This window comes from Bacillus sp. FSL K6-1106, assembly GCF_038005245.1.
Lineage (GTDB): Bacteria > Bacillota > Bacilli > Bacillales > Bacillaceae > Bacillus > Bacillus altitudinis.
Genome location: NZ_JBBOSV010000001.1, coordinates 1,296,962 through 1,314,816, shown reverse-complemented (window position 1 = coordinate 1,314,816; position 17,855 = coordinate 1,296,962). Strand labels below are relative to the sequence as shown.

Sequence of the window (17,855 nt, the reverse complement as noted above, 5' to 3'; positions counted from 1 at the left end):
CGCCGTTAAGTCGGCGTGTCTGCTCCCTTTTTTTGTTTGATTTTTTTGATGGGCTGATCCCAATCAATTTTTGTTTGAGGATACCGTTCAATGATGTTTTCCTCAAGTTTTTCAAAGTCTTCTAATGTGAATTCATTTAGCTTCTCAGGTGACTCCGTCCAAACGTAAATGGAGTGGACAAACAGAGGATGATCCTTAGAAGGAACATGCTTCTCCCCTTCAAACAAGACACCTTTATAGACGAAATTAAAATTTTTACGGGCATTTTGCTGTTCGTCCATAAAATAAAAGCCTTCTTTTAATTGTGCTTGTTTCAGCTTTCTTCTCGGGTTTGAGAAGAATTTTACCGCCATGTAGAAAATATAGACGAGCAATGCAACAAGAGCAAGTCTAATGAGGATGACAAACATGACAGGATGCACCTCCAATACCGTTATCTGATGTACTACGAATGAGAAAGACAAAAGGTTTCAACTTTTTTTAAAAAAATATTTCGATTAACGAAAAAATATTCATAAAAAGATCGTATTGAACGAAAGAGGTTTTGTATAATAAGAATGCACCATGAAGAAAAAGGAGGATACACAGAATGACAAAACTAGATCAAACATTAACTATGCTGAAAGACCTAACGGATGCAAAAGGGATTCCAGGAAATGAACGTGATGTAAAAAAAGTCATGCAGTCATACATAGAAACATATGCGGATGAAGTCTCTACAGACCGCCTTGGCAGCTTAATTGCTAAGAAGGAAGGAAATGCAAATGGGCCTAAAGTGATGCTTGCTGGTCACTTAGATGAAGTAGGATTCATGGTGACAAAAATCGATGACAAAGGCTATATTCGTTTTCAAACGGTCGGTGGCTGGTGGTCACAAGTTATGTTGGCGCAGCGTGTCACCATTGTGACGAAAAAAGGAGACATTACAGGTGTGATTGGTTCTAAACCGCCACATGTCTTATCACCAGAAGCACGAAAGAAATCAATCGAAATCACAGATATGTTCATTGATATTGGGGCTTCGAGCAAAGAACAGGCAATGGAATGGGGCGTCCTCCCTGGAGATCAAATCGTACCTTACTTTGAGTTTACGGTAATGAATGACGCAAAAATGCTTCTTGCAAAAGCCTGGGACAACCGTATCGGCTGTGCAGTAGCGATTGATGTCATGAAGAATTTAAAGGATACTCAGCATGAAAATATTGCATACAGTGTAGCAACTGTCCAAGAGGAAGTTGGCTTACGCGGAGCTAAAACAGCTGCAGCTACAATCCAGCCTGATATTGGATTTGCTATTGATGTTGGAGTAGCAGGTGATACACCAGGTATTACTGAAAAAGAAGCAACAAGCAAACTTGGCAAAGGACCAACGATTGTTGTATTCGACGCTTCCATGGTTTCTCATAAAGGGCTTCGCGATTTTGTTGTCCAAACTGCAGATGAATTAAACATTCCTTATCAATATGATTCCATGCCAGGTGGAGGAACAGATGCTGGAGGTATTCACTTAACAGGTCATGGCGTTCCATCACTATCCATCGGGATTCCAAGCAGATATATTCATACCCATGCAGCCATGATTCATCGAGATGATTATGAAAATGCGGTGAAGCTTTTAACAGAAGTCATCAAAAGACTTGATCAAAAAACGGTCGAACAAATTACGTACGGTTCTTAATGATGAAACCTTTCCTCAGTATGGGGAAAGGTTTTTTAATTGCGTTGAATTTCCCAGGAAATGAACTTTGGAATGTAAGTTATGTCAAAAGAACTGTTTTCAGTAAATGAAGTGATATTTTTCTAGTGAGGAAGGCACATGTGATCTATCTTGTATTTATGTAAGATGAAATCAATAAAAAGGACAGAGCCAATTGAGGCTCTGTCAAAAGAGAGTTTATGGAAGTAGGTGAAGCTTATTTTAGATTAAATCAATTATTCCTATTTGTCAACTCGGTTTTAAAAGAAAGAAAAATCAATCAATTTATGTTATATTTGTAACAAATTGTTTATACAAAGGGGATGGTTAAATGAATGCGGTTTCAATTGTGATAGGATCGATGTGTATTTTAGCGATTGCCTATCGCCTCTATGGCACGTTTATGATGGTGAAGGTATTAAAGGTCACAGATGATCATCCTACACCGGCTCATGCACTCGAGGATGGGAAAGATTATGTGCCAACAAACAAATGGGTCACATTTGGGCATCACTTTGCTGCAATTGCCGCTGCTGGTCCATTAGTTGGTCCGATTTTAGCCGCACAATTTGGGTATTTACCTGGTCTCCTTTGGCTCTTAATTGGAGCGGTGATTGGCGGAGCTGTTCATGATCTTGTGGTCTTGTTTGCTTCGATGCGAAAAAAGGGGAAATCACTATCCGAGGTAGCGAAAGAGGAGCTTGGTCCTGTGGCGGGATTTTGCACAGGGCTCGCCATGTTATTTATTATTACAATTACAATGGCAGGACTGTCCATGGTTGTGCTTCATGCTTTAGAAAGAAATCCTTGGGGAACCTTTGCAGTTGGTATTACCATTCCAATAGCGATGGGAGTCGGCCTTTATTATAAAAAGACTAGCAATTTAAAGCTGGCGACATCTGCGGGATTCATATTACTGATGTTGGGGGTATTCCTTGGACCGAATATTCAAGGAACAGCACTTGGAGATTTGTTAACACTTGATACAAAAACGCTTGCTCTTGCCCTGCCAATCTATGCGTTCTTTGCTGCGGCCCTGCCGGTTTGGTTGCTTTTGGCACCAAGAGACTATTTAAGCAGTTTTATGAAAATTGGTGTTTTCATTGCGCTGATTGCGGGAATCTTTGTGGTTAATCCAACCATCCAATTTCCGGCGTTTACGGAGTTTGTAAATGGAGGAGGGCCTGTCTTAGCTGGACCTGTATGGCCTTTTATTTCGATTACCATTGCTTGTGGTGCGATTTCTGGTTTTCATGCATTTGTTGGCTCTGGCACAACGCCAAAAATGCTAGATCGTTGGAGTGATATGAAGCCGGTGGCGTTTGGCGCGATGCTCGTAGAATGTTTAGTGGGAATCATGGCGTTAATTGCCGCTACTGCGCTTCATCCGGGAGATTATTTTGCAATTAATAGTACACCTGAAGTGTTCCGTACGCTTGGTATGAGTGTCGAGAATCTTCCTCAACTAAGCAAAGAAATCGGTCTTGACTTAGAAGGAAGAACAGGTGGAGCTGTTACATTAGCTGTAGGGATGGCGTACATCTTTACGGGTATTCCGTTCTTTAGTCATTTGGCCTCTTATTTCTTCCAATTCGTGATTATGTTTGAAGCCGTCTTTATTTTAACGGCGATTGACGCAGGAACCCGTGTCGCGCGATATTTGATCCAAGACTTCTTTGGAGAAGCATATAAACCGTTGAAACGAAATGACTGGGTACCAGGGTCAGTCTTTGCAAGTGCACTTGCTTGTTTTATGTGGGGATACTTGCTTTACTCTGGAGACATTGGATCCATTTGGGCACTCTTTGGCGTGTCAAACCAATTAATGGCCTCGGTCGGATTAATCATTGGGGCGACGGTTGTATTAAAAATTGCGGATAAAAGACGGTATATGTTGACTTGTTTAATTCCACTTGCTTACTTATATGTGACGGTGAATTATGCGGGTTATTGGATGGTTGCGAATGTCTATCTCAATCCTGAAGCATCTGGCTACAGTGTACTGAATGCCGTGCTTTCGATGATTATGCTGATTTTAGGTTTTGTCATTATCGTGTTCGCTATTAAAAAGTGGATCGAGATTTGGCGCGATCCAGCTCTTCGAATGGAGACGCCAATCACTGGCTAAATGAACAAAGCCGGCTTGCTCATAGATAAGCAAACCGGCTTCTTGTTATTGCTGATGCTCAGGCTTTAAGCCCTGCTCTAATGTTTCAAGAATTTCATTTTTTTCATCTTCTGATGCCTCTTGCCATAACACCTCAAACAAAACGCCAAGCCCTGGCAGCATTTTTTCCTCGCCACTTTGAATCGCATCTAAAATTGTATGCTCAAGCTGCTCTTGATTATGACCAGTAATGTTTTGAATCACTGCGCCTCTTAAATTAAAATCCATTGCCCACACTCCTTTTTTGATGGTGATAGCCCTATTCTGTCTCAAAGACAGGTTTATTATGTAGTGTGCTTGAGATATAATAAATTCATGATATTTAAAGGAGTTAAAGTCGCTTGAAATATATAGAATCAGCTAAAAACGCACACATTAAACAATGGAAAAAGCTCCATACAAAAAAAGAACGAACGAAAACAGGGCTATTCCTTGTTGAAGGAAAACACTTAGTAGAAGAAGCATTGAAAAGCGGGGTTGTAAAAGAGTTAATGGTCGCAACGCCTGACATGCTCCCTGCTGACATCGAGCCTGACATTGAGTTGTATGAATTAAGTGAAGAGGCTTTTACTGCGATGACGGAAACGGAAACACCTCAGCAAATCGCAGCGGTTTGTACAATTCCTGTATTTGAGGAGAAAAAGTATGAACGAATGCTTCTGTTAGATGCAGTGCAGGATCCGGGGAATTTAGGCACACTCATTCGGACAGCAGATGCAGCGGGGCTTGATGCTGTGATTCTAGGGGATGGAACCGTTGATGCGTTTAACGGAAAAACGCTCCGTTCAGCACAAGGGTCTCATTTTCACCTGCCTATCTTAAAACAAACGCTACAACAGACAATTCCAGCATTAAAGGCGCAAGGCATACCTGTATATGGCAGTGCTTTGAAAGATGCGAAAGAGTATAGACACATAGCATCAGAAGGTCCATTTGCGTTAATTGTAGGCAACGAGGGAGCAGGTATTGATCCAGAGATTCTTCAAATGACAGATCAAAATTTATATGTTCCAATGTACGGACAAGCGGAATCATTAAATGTGGCTGTGGCAGCAGCGGTTCTTGTCTATCATTTGCGCGGATAGTGTTGCATCACGTCCTATTTTTCACTATAATGAAACTAATATTTTAAAAACCATGATAGAGGAAGATTGTTTCACGGAGCGTCCTAATAGGGAGAATGCATCGTAGACTGAAAGTGCATTTAAGGAATGCTGAAACAGGAATTCACCTCTGGAGTTGTCACCGGGACCGCAGGTTTTGCGTAAAGGTGAACCGGATTCGTTTGATTCCGTTATGTCAATGAAGCTTATTCGCACATATATTTGTGCTTAACAAGGGTGGTACCGCGACCACAACTCGTCCCTTCTTTTTTGGAGGGGCGGGTTTTTTTATTGTCTTCAAACAATCAAACACCCGTTTATTCAGACGGTTTTGTATATTAAAAGGAGGATAACACTCATGCAAGAAACGTTAAAACAGCTTGAAACAGAAGCGATAGCGAAGGTAGAAGCAGCCAGCTCGCTCAAAGAAGTCAATGATATTCGTGTTCAATATTTAGGGAAAAAAGGTCCGATTACAGAAGTGCTGCGCGGAATGGGCAAGCTTTCCGCTGAAGAAAGACCAAAAATGGGCGCACTTGCAAATGAAGTGAGAGAGCAGATTGCTGGTGCCATTGCTGAAAAAAATGAGCAGCTAGAAGCAGAAGAAGTGAAAAAGAAACTGGCTTCTCAAACCATTGATGTCACATTACCAGCAAGTCCGATCAAAATCGGGGCAAGACATCCATTAACGATTGTCGTAGAAGATATTGAAGATTTATTTATCGGCATGGGCTATACCGTTGAAGAGGGCCCAGAGGTAGAAACAGATTACTATAACTTTGAAGCGCTCAATCTTCCAAAAGAACATCCGGCACGTGATATGCAGGACAGCTTCTATATTACTGAAGACACACTCATGAGAACGCAAACATCACCCGTTCAAGCACGTACACTTGAGAAATATAAAGGCCAAGGCCCTGTGAAAATCATCTGCCCTGGTAAGGTATATAGACGTGACAGCGATGATGCCACTCACTCCCATCAATTCATGCAAATTGAAGGACTTGTGGTCGATCACAATATTAGCATGAGTGACCTCAAAGGAACGCTTGAGACAGTCGCAAGAAAAATGTTTGGTGAAGATCGTGAAATTAGACTGCGCCCAAGCTTTTTCCCATTCACAGAACCTTCCGTTGAAGTTGATGTGTCATGCTTTAAATGCGGCGGGAAAGGCTGTTCTGTATGTAAAGGAACAGGCTGGATTGAAATTTTAGGTGCAGGAATGGTACACCCGAATGTATTGAAAATGAGCGGATTTGATCCAGATAGTTATCAAGGCTTTGCTTTTGGAATGGGTGTTGAACGTATTGCCATGCTGAAATACGGCATAGATGACATTCGTCATTTCTACACAAATGATATTAGATTCACGAAGCAATTTAAGCAGGACTAAGAGGAGGAAATCAACATGTTTGTTTCATATAAATGGTTAGAGGACTATGTCGATTTAGAAGGCATTCAGCCGGATGAATTAGCAGAGAAAATCACAAGAAGCGGAATTGAAGTGGAAGCCGTTGAGTATAAAGGCGAAGGCATCAAAGGTGTTGTCGTTGGACACGTCATTGAACGTGAACAGCATCCGAATGCGGATAAATTAAACAAATGTCTTGTTGATATCGGCGAAGACGCACCGGTGCAAATTATATGTGGGGCTCCAAATGTGGATAAAGGACAGCATGTGGCTGTCGCAACGGTTGGTGCAGTCCTTCCTGGAAACTTTAAAATTAAAAAAGCAAAACTGCGCGGTGAAGAGTCTCATGGCATGATTTGTTCTCTGCAAGAATTAGGCGTAGAGAGCAAGCTCGTACCAAAAGAATATGCAGAAGGTATCTTTGTTTTCCCGAATGACGTGAAACCAGGAGATGATGCCCTTCAAGCGCTTCAATTAGATGACGCGGTACTTGAACTTGGCTTAACACCAAACCGTGCCGATGCTCTTAATATGCTAGGAGTGGCTTATGAGGTTGCCGCCATTTTAGGGAGAGACATCAAGCTTCCTGATACAGCGCATGACACTTCTTCTGAAAAAGCAGCAGACTATATTTCTGTTAAAATTGAGGATCAAGAAGCGAATCCACTTTATGCAGCGAAGATCATTAAAAACGTAAAGATTGGACCAGCACCGCTTTGGATGCAAACAAGATTGATGAATGCAGGTATCCGCCCAATTAACAACGTCGTGGATATTACGAATTTTGTCTTACTTGAATACGGTCAACCTCTACATGCCTTTGATTATGACCGGTTTGGTTCAAAGCAGGTGGTCGTACGTAAAGCGGCTGAAAATGAAATGATTCAAACTCTGGATGAACAAGAACGTACATTGTCTTCGAAGCATCTTGTCATTACAAATGGCACAAAAGCGCATGCTGTTGCAGGTGTCATGGGCGGTTTTGAATCAGAGGTGCGTGATGAGACGACAACGATTCTTTTAGAAGCGGCATATTTCAACGGTCAAACCGTCCGTCAAGCATCTAGAGACTTAGGGCTTCGCAGTGAATCAAGCACACGATTTGAAAAAGGGCTCGATCCGCAGCGGACGACATCAGCAGCCGAAAGAGCAGCGCAATTGATCAGCACCTATGCAGGCGGTGAAGTGCTAAGCGGTACAGTTGAGGAAAACCACCTTGAAACAAGTATGAATGTCATCCACGTATCAACTGAGCGTGTGAACAAGGTGCTTGGCATGAGCATTTCAAAAGAAGATATGATTCAGATTTTCAACAAACTAGGCTTTACTGTGGGTGAATCAAATGATGTGCTTGTCGTAACGGTTCCTTCCCGCAGAATGGATATTACGATTGAAGAGGACCTCATTGAAGAAGTCGCGAGATTATACGGATACGACAATATTCCATCTACACTGCCTGCGACAGCTGGTACCGTTGGCGGTCTCACGCCATACCAAGTGAAGCGCAGAAAGGTGAGACGTTTCTTAGAGGGCGCAGGGCTTTCTCAAGCGATTACGTATTCATTAACGAATCAGCATAAGTCCACAGCCTTTGCTTTAAATCCAGCTTATCAAACAAGACTTTCCCTGCCAATGAGTGAGGAACGCAGTGTGCTGAGACAAAGCCTTCTGCCGAACTTACTTGATTCTGTCGCATATAACTTAGCAAGACAAGCTGATTCTTTCGCCTTTTACGAAACGGGTTCTGTTTTCTTAGCGGAAACGGAAGGCGCAAAACCAGTTGAGAAAGAGCATGTGGCAGGTGCGTTAACAGGTCTTTGGCATAAAAATCTTTGGCAGGGCGAGAAAAAAGCTGTCGATTTTTATGTAGCGAAGGGTATTGCAGAAGGGCTGTTTGAAAAGCTTGGTGTATCAGAAGAGATCACGTATGTTCAAGCAGAGCGTGAGGGCCTTCACCCAGGACGTACAGCCGATGTTCATTTAAATGGAAAAGTGATTGGCTTTGTAGCTGCACTTCATCCAGTAGTGGAAAAAGAATTAGATTTAAAAGAAACGTATGTATTTGAATTTGATTTAACAGATGTGATGACGTCTGAAACAGAGGATATGAAATATACGGCTATTCCGAGATTCCCAGCAGTGACAAGAGACATCGCACTTGTCGTCGATCAGCATATTTCAAGCGGACAGCTGGAGCAAGTCATTTATGAAGCTGGCGGCCAATTGCTCACAGACCTTTCCGTCTTTGATGTGTATGAGGGTGAGCATATGGAAGAAGGCAAGAAATCTGTTGCATTCTCTCTGCAATATTTAAACCCAGAACAAACGTTGACCGAGGAAGAAGTCACGGCTGTTCATACAAACGTATTGAAAGCATTAGAAGATACGTATCAAGCCGTCTTGCGCGGATAATAAAAAGAGCTATCGCTTTATGGGCGATAGCTCTTTTTTGATTATAACCATTTTTTCGCTTTTTGGGTGTTGGCAAAATGAAGTTTTGTAAATTGGCGTAAAGCCTCTTCGCCGTGATGTTTCATCAGCTTTGCTGCCGCTTTGTCAACATGCGGACCGGCCCCTTTTGGAATGTCAAAGCCCGCTGCTTTTGATAATTTATCCATTTCAATTAAAAAAGCATACCTTGCAATAATAGAAGCTGCAGCAACCGATAAGTGGATGCCTTCTGCTTTCGTACTAAAATATGTACGCTCCCGAATGATCTTTTTCCCCGCAAGGTGCCTGAAATAAATGCCTGGTTCGGCAAATTGGTCAATGAGAATGGCTTCTGGTTTCTTGCCATCCAGTTTTTCTAGCACGGAGGTGATGACTTGGTTATGAAGCAGTGCCTTCATTTTCCCTTGGCTCATGCCCTTTTCCTGCATCGCATTGTATTTTTCATTCCGAAGCACGAGAAGGCTGAACGGGATGGTTTTGATCAAGTCTTTGGCAATGTTGATAATCTGCGGATCTTTTAGTCCTTTTGAGTCTTTCACCCCGAGCTCTTTCATGAGAGCAAGCTGACTGGAATCAACATAAGCCGCACAGACCGTAATGGGTCCAAAATAATCGCCAGTACCGACCTCATCTGAGCCAATAACCGACATGGAAGCAATGCCGGGTGGTGGGCTGTACTGTGTGATGGATGGCGTTTTTTTGCTTTTTGTTTCAGCTGTTTGTAAATGGTTGAACTGACTCGCTTCAGCTTCTGCCTTTTGTCCTTGGAACAGTACTTTTCCAGATTTGTAGGCTGTAATCGTACAGCCGGGAACCTTTGCTTGAAAAAGAGCGCCTGGCGGCAAAGTGTCAGTTAAATGCTGAGCGTACACGCTCTTCATTTTTTTCATGTCTTCTGATGTTGCTTTTAAGACGGATTGGGGCACAGTGGATAACTCCTTTTTACCTTGATATCATTGATTTCTAAAGTGTACCATAACAGGGAAGGGCTCGTCTTTCCATTCAATGTCTAAACATGTTATGATAGAGACTAGGATTCTCGTGGAATGGAGGAGAAACGTTGTCTGACGGCGGTAAAACGAAAACAACAGTTGAGATTTACGGACAGTCCTATAAGATCATCGGCCAAGAAACGAAGATGCATATGCGACATGTTGCTTCAATTGTTGATGATAAAATGAGAGAAATCAATGAAAAAAATCCATACCTTGATATAAACAAATTAGCTGTACTGACAGCAGTCAATGTCGTCCACGACTACTTGAAATTAAAAGAGCAATACGAAAAACTAGAGCTTCATCTAAAAGAAAAGGAATGAAATTACCGTGATCGATATCATCATTTTGTTTTTGCTTCTTATGGGAACGCTTGTCGGTCTAAAACGCGGGTTTATTCTTCAATTTATTAAATTGATTAGCTTTGTTGTTTCTATTTTAGTGGCTTCTATGTTTTATCAGTCACTTGCACCACAGCTTACGTGGATTCCAGCACCTAATTTTAGCGGCGGTCAAGCGCAGCTCGCTTTCTTTAGTGGGAATCTAGAAACAGCTTATTATAATACCATTGCGTTTATCATTCTGTTTATCTTGACCAAAATCCTGCTCGCTATCATCGGCGGATTGCTCACAACCATTGCAAGTATCCCTGTGATTAAACAGGTCAACAAACTGCTTGGCGCTGTTTTAGGATTTCTTGAAACCTATCTATTTGTGTTTATTCTATTGTTTGTGGCTGCATTACTTCCAGTCGATGCGCTTCAAACCATGATGAGCAAATCAATGTTAGCAGATGTGATCGTAAATAGCACCCCTTACCTGTCCGGTCTTGTCAAAGACCTCTGGTCGACGTATGGAGTTTAAGAACTTCTCCTTTCTTGGAGAAGTTTTTTCTCATTCCATGACAGAAAGTTGTAGGATGAAGGGAAAGTTTGTATATTTATATAGGAAGATGCCAAAGCGGCTGGAGGATGAGAGATGAATAAAAAAGATATTATCAAACTTCTTGAAACAATTGCAGTCTATATGGAGCTAAAAGGAGATAATCCTTTTAAAATTTCTGCCTTTCGTAAAGCAGCTGCGGCACTGGAACAAGATGACCGCAGTCTTTCTCAAATAGATGACCTATTAGCATTACCCGGCATTGGAAAAGGAACCTTTGCTGTGATCACAGAGTATATCGAAAAAGGACAGTCTGAAACACTCGAACAATTAAAAAAAGAAGTGCCTGAAGGACTTGTCCCGCTCTTAAAATTGCAAGGACTCGGTGGGAAGAAGATTGCTAAGCTCTACCAAGAGCTTGGTGTTCACGATGCACAGTCTTTAAAAGAAGCATGTGAAGCGGAAAAAGTACAAACGCTTGCTGGGTTTGGCAAAAAAACAGAAGAAAAGATTCTTGCCGCTCTTGAGGAGGCAGGGAAGCAGCCAGAACGACTGCCAATAGGTTTTGCATTAGATGTGGCAGAACGAATTGATCATGCGCTGGAACAAATGGAGGGAATCATCCGTTTTTCAAGAGCGGGCAGTTTAAGACGTGCGCGTGAAACAGTCAAAGATTTAGATTACATCATTGCGACTGATAATCCTGAACAAGTGAGAGAACAGCTTGTTGCTCTTGATGATGTCAAAGATGTCATTGCGAGCGGTGATACGAAGGTATCGGTCATGCTTGCACTTGATTTTGAAATCAGTATAGATTTCCGGCTTGTGACAACAGACCAATTTGCAACAACGCTGCACCATTTCACTGGCTCAAAAGATCATAACATTCGTATGCGCCAGCTTGCGAAGGAACGCGGTGAGCGTATTAGTGAATATGGGGTTGAAACGATCGAAACTGGGGATGTGAAAACATTTGAAGACGAAAGCGCTTTTTATGCACATTTCCAACTTCCGTTCATTCCGCCAGAAATTCGTGAAACCGGAGCAGAGATTGATACGTATAAAGAAAGTATGCAATTTGTAGACCGAAAAGATATCAAAGGCGATCTTCATATGCACTCGACATGGAGTGATGGCGCTTTTTCTATTCGCGAAATGGCAGAGGCATGTATCGCAAAAGGCTATGAATACATGGCCATTACAGACCACTCACAATATTTAAAAGTAGCAAACGGTTTAACAAAAGAACGTTTGCGTTTGCAAGCAAAAGAAATTGATAAGCTGAATCAAGAATTCGAGCATTTTCACATTTTCAAAGGGGTCGAAATGGATATTCTGCCGGATGGATCGTTAGATTATGATGATGACTTTCTAGCAGACATGGATTTTGTCATTGCGTCTATTCATTCTAGCTTCTCTCAGCCGGAGGAAGTCATTATGGAGCGCCTAGAAAATGCCTTGAATAATCAGCATGTGGATTTAATTGCTCATCCAACTGGCCGTTTGATCGGTAGACGAGACGGCTATGCCTTAAATATTGATCAGCTCATAGAGCTTGCGAAAAAAACGGGCACTGCACTGGAACTCAACAGCAACCCGTCAAGACTTGATTTAAAAACAGAGCATTTAATGAAAGCAAACGAAGCGGGTGTGAACATCATGATCAATACGGATGCGCACAACATCGCTATGCTCGATCATATGGACGTCGGTGTCACAGCTGCAAGAAAAGGATGGACACCAAAAGCAAATGTCGTGAATACATTTTCACTCAATGAGATGAAAAAGTTTTTAACGCGTGACAGGTAGTCGTTAGGAGGCTGGACCATGCTGCAACAAAAAGTGTTAGCATCATTAGAATTTCATAAAGTAAAAGAAAAAGTCATGTCCTATACTGCTTCGACTTTAGGGAAAGAAAAAGCGCAGGGCTTAATACCACTCACAGATATCGAGAGCATTCAGCATCTGCTAGAAGAGGTAGCAGAAGCGCAAGATGTGATTCGTTTAAAAGGATCTGCGCCATTTGGCGGGTTAACGGATATTAGACGAGGCGTCAAACGAGCAGAAATAGGCAGTATATTAAGCCCTTCTGAGCTGATGGAAATTGCGGCGCTGTTATATACCACAAAAAACATGAAGCACTTTCTCGCCTCTATGTATGAGGACGGAGTAGAGATACCCCGTCTTCATACATATGCAGAATCGCTGATTTTACTGCCAGACGTGAGAAAAGAAATCGAAAGCTGTATTGGTGATAATGGAGAAGTGCTTGATCACGCAACGCCAGCCCTCCGCACCATACGAACGCAGTTACGATCACTAGAATCAAAAGTGCGAGATAAATTAGAATCAATGATTCGTTCACAATCTGCCTCGAAAATGCTGTCAGACACCATTGTGACGATTCGTAATGATCGGTTTGTCATTCCCGTAAAACAAGAGTACCGCTCGAATTATGGAGGGATTGTTCACGATCAATCTTCTTCAGGCGCAACTCTTTTTATTGAGCCGCAAGTGGTCGTAGATTTAAATAACACCTTGCAGCAAACTCGCCTAAAAGAAAAGCAAGAGATTGAAAAGATTTTGCAAATGCTGACAGCGAGTGTGTCAGAGCACATTGATGAATTGCTTCATAATGTGAATGAACTTCAGACATTAGATTTTATTTTCGCCAAAGCCAAATATGCAAAAGCAGAAAAAGCCACAAAACCTACTGTGAATAACCAAGGGGAGATTTATTTAAAACGGGCAAGACATCCCCTATTGCCCCGAGATCAGGTTGTGGCAAATGATATTGAGCTGGGCAAAGATTTTTCTACGATCGTCATCACAGGTCCAAATACAGGCGGTAAGACCGTCACTTTAAAAACACTCGGACTTCTTACGCTGATGACGCAGGCAGGTCTTCATATTCCAGTCGAAGAAGGATCAGAAGTGGCTGTATTCGATCAAGTCTTTGCTGATATTGGAGACGAGCAGTCTATTGAACAGAGCTTGAGTACTTTCTCATCTCATATGGTCAATATTGTGGATATCTTAAAGCATTTGACGTCTAATTCACTCGTGTTATTTGATGAATTAGGTGCAGGAACAGATCCTGCTGAAGGTGCAGCACTTGCGATGAGCATCTTAGATGAAGTTCATCAAACAAATGCGCGCGTCATCGCAACGACTCACTATCCTGAGCTGAAGGCATACGGGTATAACCGAGAAGGCGTCACAAATGCGAGTGTAGAGTTTGATATTGAAACCTTATCCCCTACATATCGCTTGCTCATCGGGGTGCCGGGACGAAGTAATGCATTTGAAATTTCCAAGCGTCTAGGACTGCCTCATCATTTAATTGACCGTGCAAAAGCAGATATGCACGCAGAACATAATGAAGTCGATCAGATGATTGCTTCATTAGAAGACAGCAAAAAACAAGCAGAAGAAGAACTGCATGAGACGGAATTCTATAGAAAAGAAGCAGAGAAGCTCCATAAAGAACTGCAAAAACAAATCCTTGAATGGAATGAACAAAAGGACAAACTGCTGGAAGAAGCTGAACAAAAAGCGGCAGAAAAAATTGAACAAGCAACAAAAGAAGCAGAAGAGATTATTCAAGAGCTTCGGTCCATTAAAAGTGAGCATCGTTCATTCAAAGAACATGAACTCATTGATGCGAGAAAGCGTCTTGAAGAAGCTGTCCCTGAGTTTGACCGTAAGAAAAAACCAGAGCCAGTGAAAAAAGCAGCAAGACAGCTAAAGCCAGGCGATGAAGTCAAAGTGCTGACGCTTGGCCAAAAAGGAACGCTCATCGAACAAACGGGTAACAAAGAATGGAGTGTCCAAATGGGCATTCTAAAAATGAAAGTAAAAGAAAAAGATATGGAATTTATCAAATCAGCACCGGAATTTAAACAAGAGAAAGCCATCACGGCGGTCAAAGGAAAAGACTATCATGTATCACTTGAGCTTGATTTAAGAGGAGAGCGTTATGAGAATGCCTTAAGCAGAGTCGAGAAATACTTAGATGATGCCGTCTTAGCTGGCTATCCGCGCGTGTCGATCATTCACGGTAAAGGCACTGGCGCCTTGAGAAAAGGGGTCCAGGAATTATTAAAACAGCACCGTAGTGTAAAAAATGCTCGTTTTGGAGAACAAGGCGAGGGAGGATCAGGCGTCACCATCGTCGAATTAAAGTAAAAAGGAGAAAACGCATGAAAGCCTTTTGGGAAAATGAACTTGTGGAAATTGCCGCCTATTACAGCGTGGCCGTCCTATGTCTTGTCTTATTTCTTACCATATTTGAACTCGTGACCTCCTATAAAAACTGGGAAGAGATTCAGCGGGGGAACTTAGCTGTTGCTATGGCAACCGGCGGGAAGATTTTTGGGATTGCCAATGTCTTTCAGCATTCCATCGCCCAGCACAACTCGCTTCTTCAAATGGTCGGATGGGGCGTATACGGCTTTGTGATGCTGCTCGTCAGCTATTTCATTTTTGAATTTTTAACACCACGATTTAAAGTAGACAAAGAGATTGAGAATGATAATAGAGCGGTCGGGTTTATTTCACTCATTATTTCTGTTGGGCTGTCTTATGTAGTAGCAGCCGGCATTTAAGGAGACGACATGGAAAAACTAGCCAAAGTATTAATTGTAGTTGCCTGCACTTTTGCGGTTATTGGTGCTGTTTACATGTTCCTGTAAAATGAAGAATACATTATAGAAAGCTGTCAGGGAAAACCTTGACAGCTTTTCACTCATCAAAGGCGGCGAATCAGAATGAATCAAATCTTGCAAAAAGACGAACTCATAAAGCGCATTGACAGTTGTCTCAAAAAGACATCTCTTCCCCAAGACATATATGAACCGTATATTGCACGTCCTTTTCAAACGACTGGTTTTTTTGATGATTTGAGCCCCTATATTGAAATTGATCCAGCCGGCTATATTCTTATTCAATATGAACGAGGGATTAAAGTGCTTCATAAAAGAACAAAAGAGGCGGATGAAGTCGTTTATTGGATTTTAGAAGACACCATCTTTCTAACTGTGTATCTAGACATGATGAGACAATATCAAGTGGACAACATCCACACACATTTACCTAATGACCCTAGTATCCATAAACAGATTGTGGAGAGAGTCCATGAGTCATTTCGTGCGATCGGTGGATTATACGAAAAGTGGCATCATGAAGGGAAAAGAGCCTCTATAGAAACACCGGCGAAAAAATGAAGATGTGTCATGGAACGAGCTCGATTTGAAAAAAGCAAACAGCCATAAGGAAAAGTTTGCTATAATAAAATAGTACGAAAGTTCAGGAAGGAGGGTTTTTATGCAGTCAGATAAACGTTGGCTTCTGCATTACCCGAATCAAATTCCCCACGAACTCACCATCCCAAATGAAACGTTGCAATCTTACTTATTCAGCTCCGCAGAGGCAGCACCTGAGCATACAGCCATTCATTTTTTAGGAAAAAACATCACCTACCAGCAGTTGCAAGAAGATGCACTGAAATTAGCCAGTCACTTGATTGACATCGGTGTCAAAAAAGGCGACAGAGTAGCGATTATGCTGCCAAACTGCCCGCAATCGGTGATTTCTTATTATGCGGTTTTAATAGCAGGCGGCATTGTCGTTCAAACCAATCCGCTTTATACGGAGAAAGAACTGGAATATCAAATGGAGGACAGCGGCTCTAAGGTGCTGATCACTCTCGATCTACTGTATCCAAAGGCCTATAAAATGAAAGCGCTGACAAGTATGGAGCATTTGATCATCACAAAATTACAAGATTACTTGCCATTTCCGAAAAACATATTGTTTCCGATTGTCCAGCGAAGGAAAAACAACATGGTCATCCAAGTGGAGAAGAGTGAGACCATTCATCATTTCTCACAGATCATGAAAGAATCGTCAGGAGAACGGATTCCGCAAATATCCTTTCAACCGAAAGAGGATGTCGCAGTTTTGCAATATACAGGCGGAACGACCGGTTTACCAAAAGGAGTCATGCTCACACACGAAAATATAGTAGCCAATACAGAAATGTGTGCATCCTGGATGTATAAAACGAACCGTGGAAAAGAGCGGATTCTTGGGATCATTCCGTTCTTTCATGTATACGGCATGACGACCGTGCTAAACCTTGCAGTCAAAGAAGGTCATCAAATGATTCTTCTTCCGCGTTTTGATGCAGCGGATGCCTTGAAGACCATTGAAAAACAGAAACCGACGCTGTTCCCAGGAGCACCAACGATGTATATTGCCCTGCTTCATCATCCGAATATTGAAAAGTATGACCTATCATCCATCACCGCATGCTTAAGCGGATCGGCTGCTCTTCCTGTTGAAGTCAAACAGAGTTTTGAAAAACTAACAGGAGGAAGGCTAGTGGAGGGGTATGGACTTTCAGAAACTTCTCCTGTCACTCATGCCAATTTCTTATGGGGAGCGAACAAAATAGGAAGTATCGGGTGCCCTTGGCCGAATACAGATGCCGGTATTTATTGTGAAGAAACGGGTGGACTCAAAGCGCCATATGAGCACGGAGAGATTATCGTCAAAGGTCCTCAAATCATGAAAGGATACTGGAATCAGCCGGAGGAGACAGCGGCAGTGTTAAGAGACGGCTGGTTTTTCACAGGAGACATTGGGTATATGGATGAGGATGGTTTTTTCTATATCGTAGACCGGAAAAAGGATGTCATCATCGCGAGCGGCTATAATATTTACCCAAGAGAGGTTGAAGAAGCCCTTTATGAGCATGAGCTTGTACAAGAAGTGGTTGTGGCGGGTATTCCAGATCCGTATAGAGGGGAAACAGTAAAAGCCTTTGTTGTCCCGAAAAAGGATGCCTATGTAACAGAGGATGAACTGGATCGTTTTGTAAGAACAAGAATTGCCTCATTTAAAGTGCCGCGTGTCTACGAATTTAAGGAATCACTGCCTAAAACGGCTGTAGGGAAAATCTTGCGCAGAGTGTTAATTGAAGAAGAAAAAAGAAAGCAATCATCTTCAACAGAAGAACCAGTCGATCAATGAGAGAATGAACCAGCATCATCCGGTCAAGCGGCCGGATGATTTGAATTGTACGTGTCTGCTCTGGTATGCTAAAGGTTGAAAAGAAAGAAGAACATCACTTGACAAATCACTCGTT

The 17,855-nt window shown here is 42.2% G+C and carries 15 protein-coding genes; 12 read left to right on the top strand and 3 right to left on the bottom strand.

Going from position 1 to position 17,855, the window contains the following annotated elements; translation table 11 throughout:
* Positions 1 to 5: 5 nt before the first annotated feature.
* Positions 6 to 410, bottom strand: a complete 405-nt coding sequence (locus MHI20_RS06875) for a hypothetical protein (RefSeq protein WP_008346017.1) — start codon at positions 408 to 410, stop codon at positions 6 to 8.
* A gap of 179 nt (positions 411 to 589) precedes the next feature.
* Between MHI20_RS06875 and MHI20_RS06870 the strand changes: the two genes are divergently transcribed.
* A complete protein-coding gene (locus tag MHI20_RS06870) occupies positions 590 to 1,678 on the top strand; it encodes a M42 family metallopeptidase (protein ID WP_217967926.1) in 1,089 nt (362 codons plus the stop codon).
* Between the two features lie 349 nt (positions 1,679 to 2,027).
* A complete protein-coding gene (gene cstA / locus MHI20_RS06865; protein ID WP_340937323.1) occupies positions 2,028 to 3,824 on the top strand; it encodes a carbon starvation protein CstA in 1,797 nt (598 codons plus the stop codon).
* A 45-nt stretch (positions 3,825 to 3,869) separates the two neighbouring features.
* On the opposite strand, the gene sspI is transcribed toward cstA, so the two are convergent.
* Positions 3,870 to 4,091 carry a small acid-soluble spore protein SspI gene (gene sspI, locus MHI20_RS06860; protein ID WP_008346010.1) on the bottom strand — a complete coding sequence of 74 codons (222 nt, stop codon included), beginning with the start codon at positions 4,089 to 4,091 and terminating at the stop codon, positions 3,870 to 3,872.
* A 113-nt stretch (positions 4,092 to 4,204) separates the two neighbouring features.
* Here sspI and MHI20_RS06855 point away from each other — a divergent pair, with 113 nt between their 5' ends.
* From MHI20_RS06855 to pheT, 3 genes are all read left to right on the top strand, one after another.
* Complete coding sequence (locus MHI20_RS06855; RefSeq protein WP_041506747.1) at positions 4,205 to 4,948, top strand: TrmH family RNA methyltransferase; 744 nt, start codon at positions 4,205 to 4,207, stop codon at positions 4,946 to 4,948.
* 376 nt (positions 4,949 to 5,324) lie between these two features.
* Positions 5,325 to 6,359 carry a phenylalanine--tRNA ligase subunit alpha gene (gene pheS / locus MHI20_RS06850; protein ID WP_041506748.1) on the top strand — a complete coding sequence of 345 codons (1,035 nt, stop codon included), beginning with the start codon at positions 5,325 to 5,327 and terminating at the stop codon, positions 6,357 to 6,359.
* Positions 6,360 to 6,374: 15 nt separating this feature from the next.
* On the top strand, positions 6,375 to 8,789 hold the full coding sequence (pheT, locus tag MHI20_RS06845; protein ID WP_058336553.1) for a phenylalanine--tRNA ligase subunit beta: 2,415 nt from the start codon (positions 6,375 to 6,377) through the stop codon (positions 8,787 to 8,789).
* A 41-nt stretch (positions 8,790 to 8,830) separates the two neighbouring features.
* Here the strand turns inward: pheT and rnhC are convergent, their stop codons facing one another.
* Positions 8,831 to 9,754, bottom strand: coding sequence for a ribonuclease HIII (rnhC, locus tag MHI20_RS06840; protein ID WP_082627008.1), 924 nt, complete (start codon positions 9,752 to 9,754; stop codon positions 8,831 to 8,833).
* A 134-nt stretch (positions 9,755 to 9,888) separates the two neighbouring features.
* On the opposite strand from rnhC, the gene zapA reads away from it, so the two are divergent.
* The 7 genes from zapA (at position 9,889) to MHI20_RS06805 (ending at position 17,740) form a co-directional block, all read left to right on the top strand.
* Entirely contained in the window at positions 9,889 to 10,146 is a 258-nt protein-coding gene (gene zapA, locus MHI20_RS06835) for a cell division protein ZapA (RefSeq protein WP_340937315.1), read from the top strand.
* Between the two features lie 7 nt (positions 10,147 to 10,153).
* Positions 10,154 to 10,687, top strand: a complete 534-nt coding sequence (locus MHI20_RS06830) for a CvpA family protein (RefSeq protein WP_008345997.1) — start codon at positions 10,154 to 10,156, stop codon at positions 10,685 to 10,687.
* 114 nt (positions 10,688 to 10,801) lie between these two features.
* Positions 10,802 to 12,514, top strand: a complete 1,713-nt coding sequence (polX, locus tag MHI20_RS06825; RefSeq protein ID WP_340937312.1) for a DNA polymerase/3'-5' exonuclease PolX — start codon at positions 10,802 to 10,804, stop codon at positions 12,512 to 12,514.
* Between the two features lie 21 nt (positions 12,515 to 12,535).
* The gene (locus MHI20_RS06820) at positions 12,536 to 14,893 is read left to right on the top strand and encodes an endonuclease MutS2 (protein ID WP_340939282.1); all 2,358 of its coding nucleotides are present in this window, start codon (positions 12,536 to 12,538) and stop codon (positions 14,891 to 14,893) included.
* A 14-nt stretch (positions 14,894 to 14,907) separates the two neighbouring features.
* A complete protein-coding gene (locus MHI20_RS06815; RefSeq protein WP_007501637.1) occupies positions 14,908 to 15,312 on the top strand; it encodes a DUF350 domain-containing protein in 405 nt (134 codons plus the stop codon).
* Positions 15,313 to 15,474: 162 nt separating this feature from the next.
* Entirely contained in the window at positions 15,475 to 15,930 is a 456-nt protein-coding gene (locus MHI20_RS06810) for an Imm63 family immunity protein (protein WP_007501636.1), read from the top strand.
* A gap of 100 nt (positions 15,931 to 16,030) precedes the next feature.
* Positions 16,031 to 17,740, top strand: a complete 1,710-nt coding sequence (locus tag MHI20_RS06805) for an AMP-binding protein (RefSeq protein WP_113767054.1) — start codon at positions 16,031 to 16,033, stop codon at positions 17,738 to 17,740.
* Positions 17,741 to 17,855 lie beyond the last annotated feature (115 nt).

Bases quoted from the DNA above. Each gene is read 5' to 3' on its own strand.
- MHI20_RS06870 (WP_217967926.1), top strand. From the start codon at position 590: ATGACAAAACTAGATCAAACATTAACTATGCTGAAAGACCTAACGGAT.
- MHI20_RS06815 (WP_007501637.1), top strand. From the start codon at position 14,908: ATGAAAGCCTTTTGGGAAAATGAACTTGTGGAAATTGCCGCCTATTAC.
- cstA (WP_340937323.1), top strand. From the start codon at position 2,028: ATGAATGCGGTTTCAATTGTGATAGGATCGATGTGTATTTTAGCGATT.
- MHI20_RS06805 (WP_113767054.1), top strand. From the start codon at position 16,031: ATGCAGTCAGATAAACGTTGGCTTCTGCATTACCCGAATCAAATTCCC.
- MHI20_RS06875 (WP_008346017.1), bottom strand. From the start codon at position 410: ATGTTTGTCATCCTCATTAGACTTGCTCTTGTTGCATTGCTCGTCTAT.
- pheT (WP_058336553.1), top strand. From the start codon at position 6,375: ATGTTTGTTTCATATAAATGGTTAGAGGACTATGTCGATTTAGAAGGC.
- sspI (WP_008346010.1), bottom strand. From the start codon at position 4,091: ATGGATTTTAATTTAAGAGGCGCAGTGATTCAAAACATTACTGGTCAT.
- MHI20_RS06810 (WP_007501636.1), top strand. From the start codon at position 15,475: ATGAATCAAATCTTGCAAAAAGACGAACTCATAAAGCGCATTGACAGT.
- polX (WP_340937312.1), top strand. From the start codon at position 10,802: ATGAATAAAAAAGATATTATCAAACTTCTTGAAACAATTGCAGTCTAT.
- pheS (WP_041506748.1), top strand. From the start codon at position 5,325: ATGCAAGAAACGTTAAAACAGCTTGAAACAGAAGCGATAGCGAAGGTA.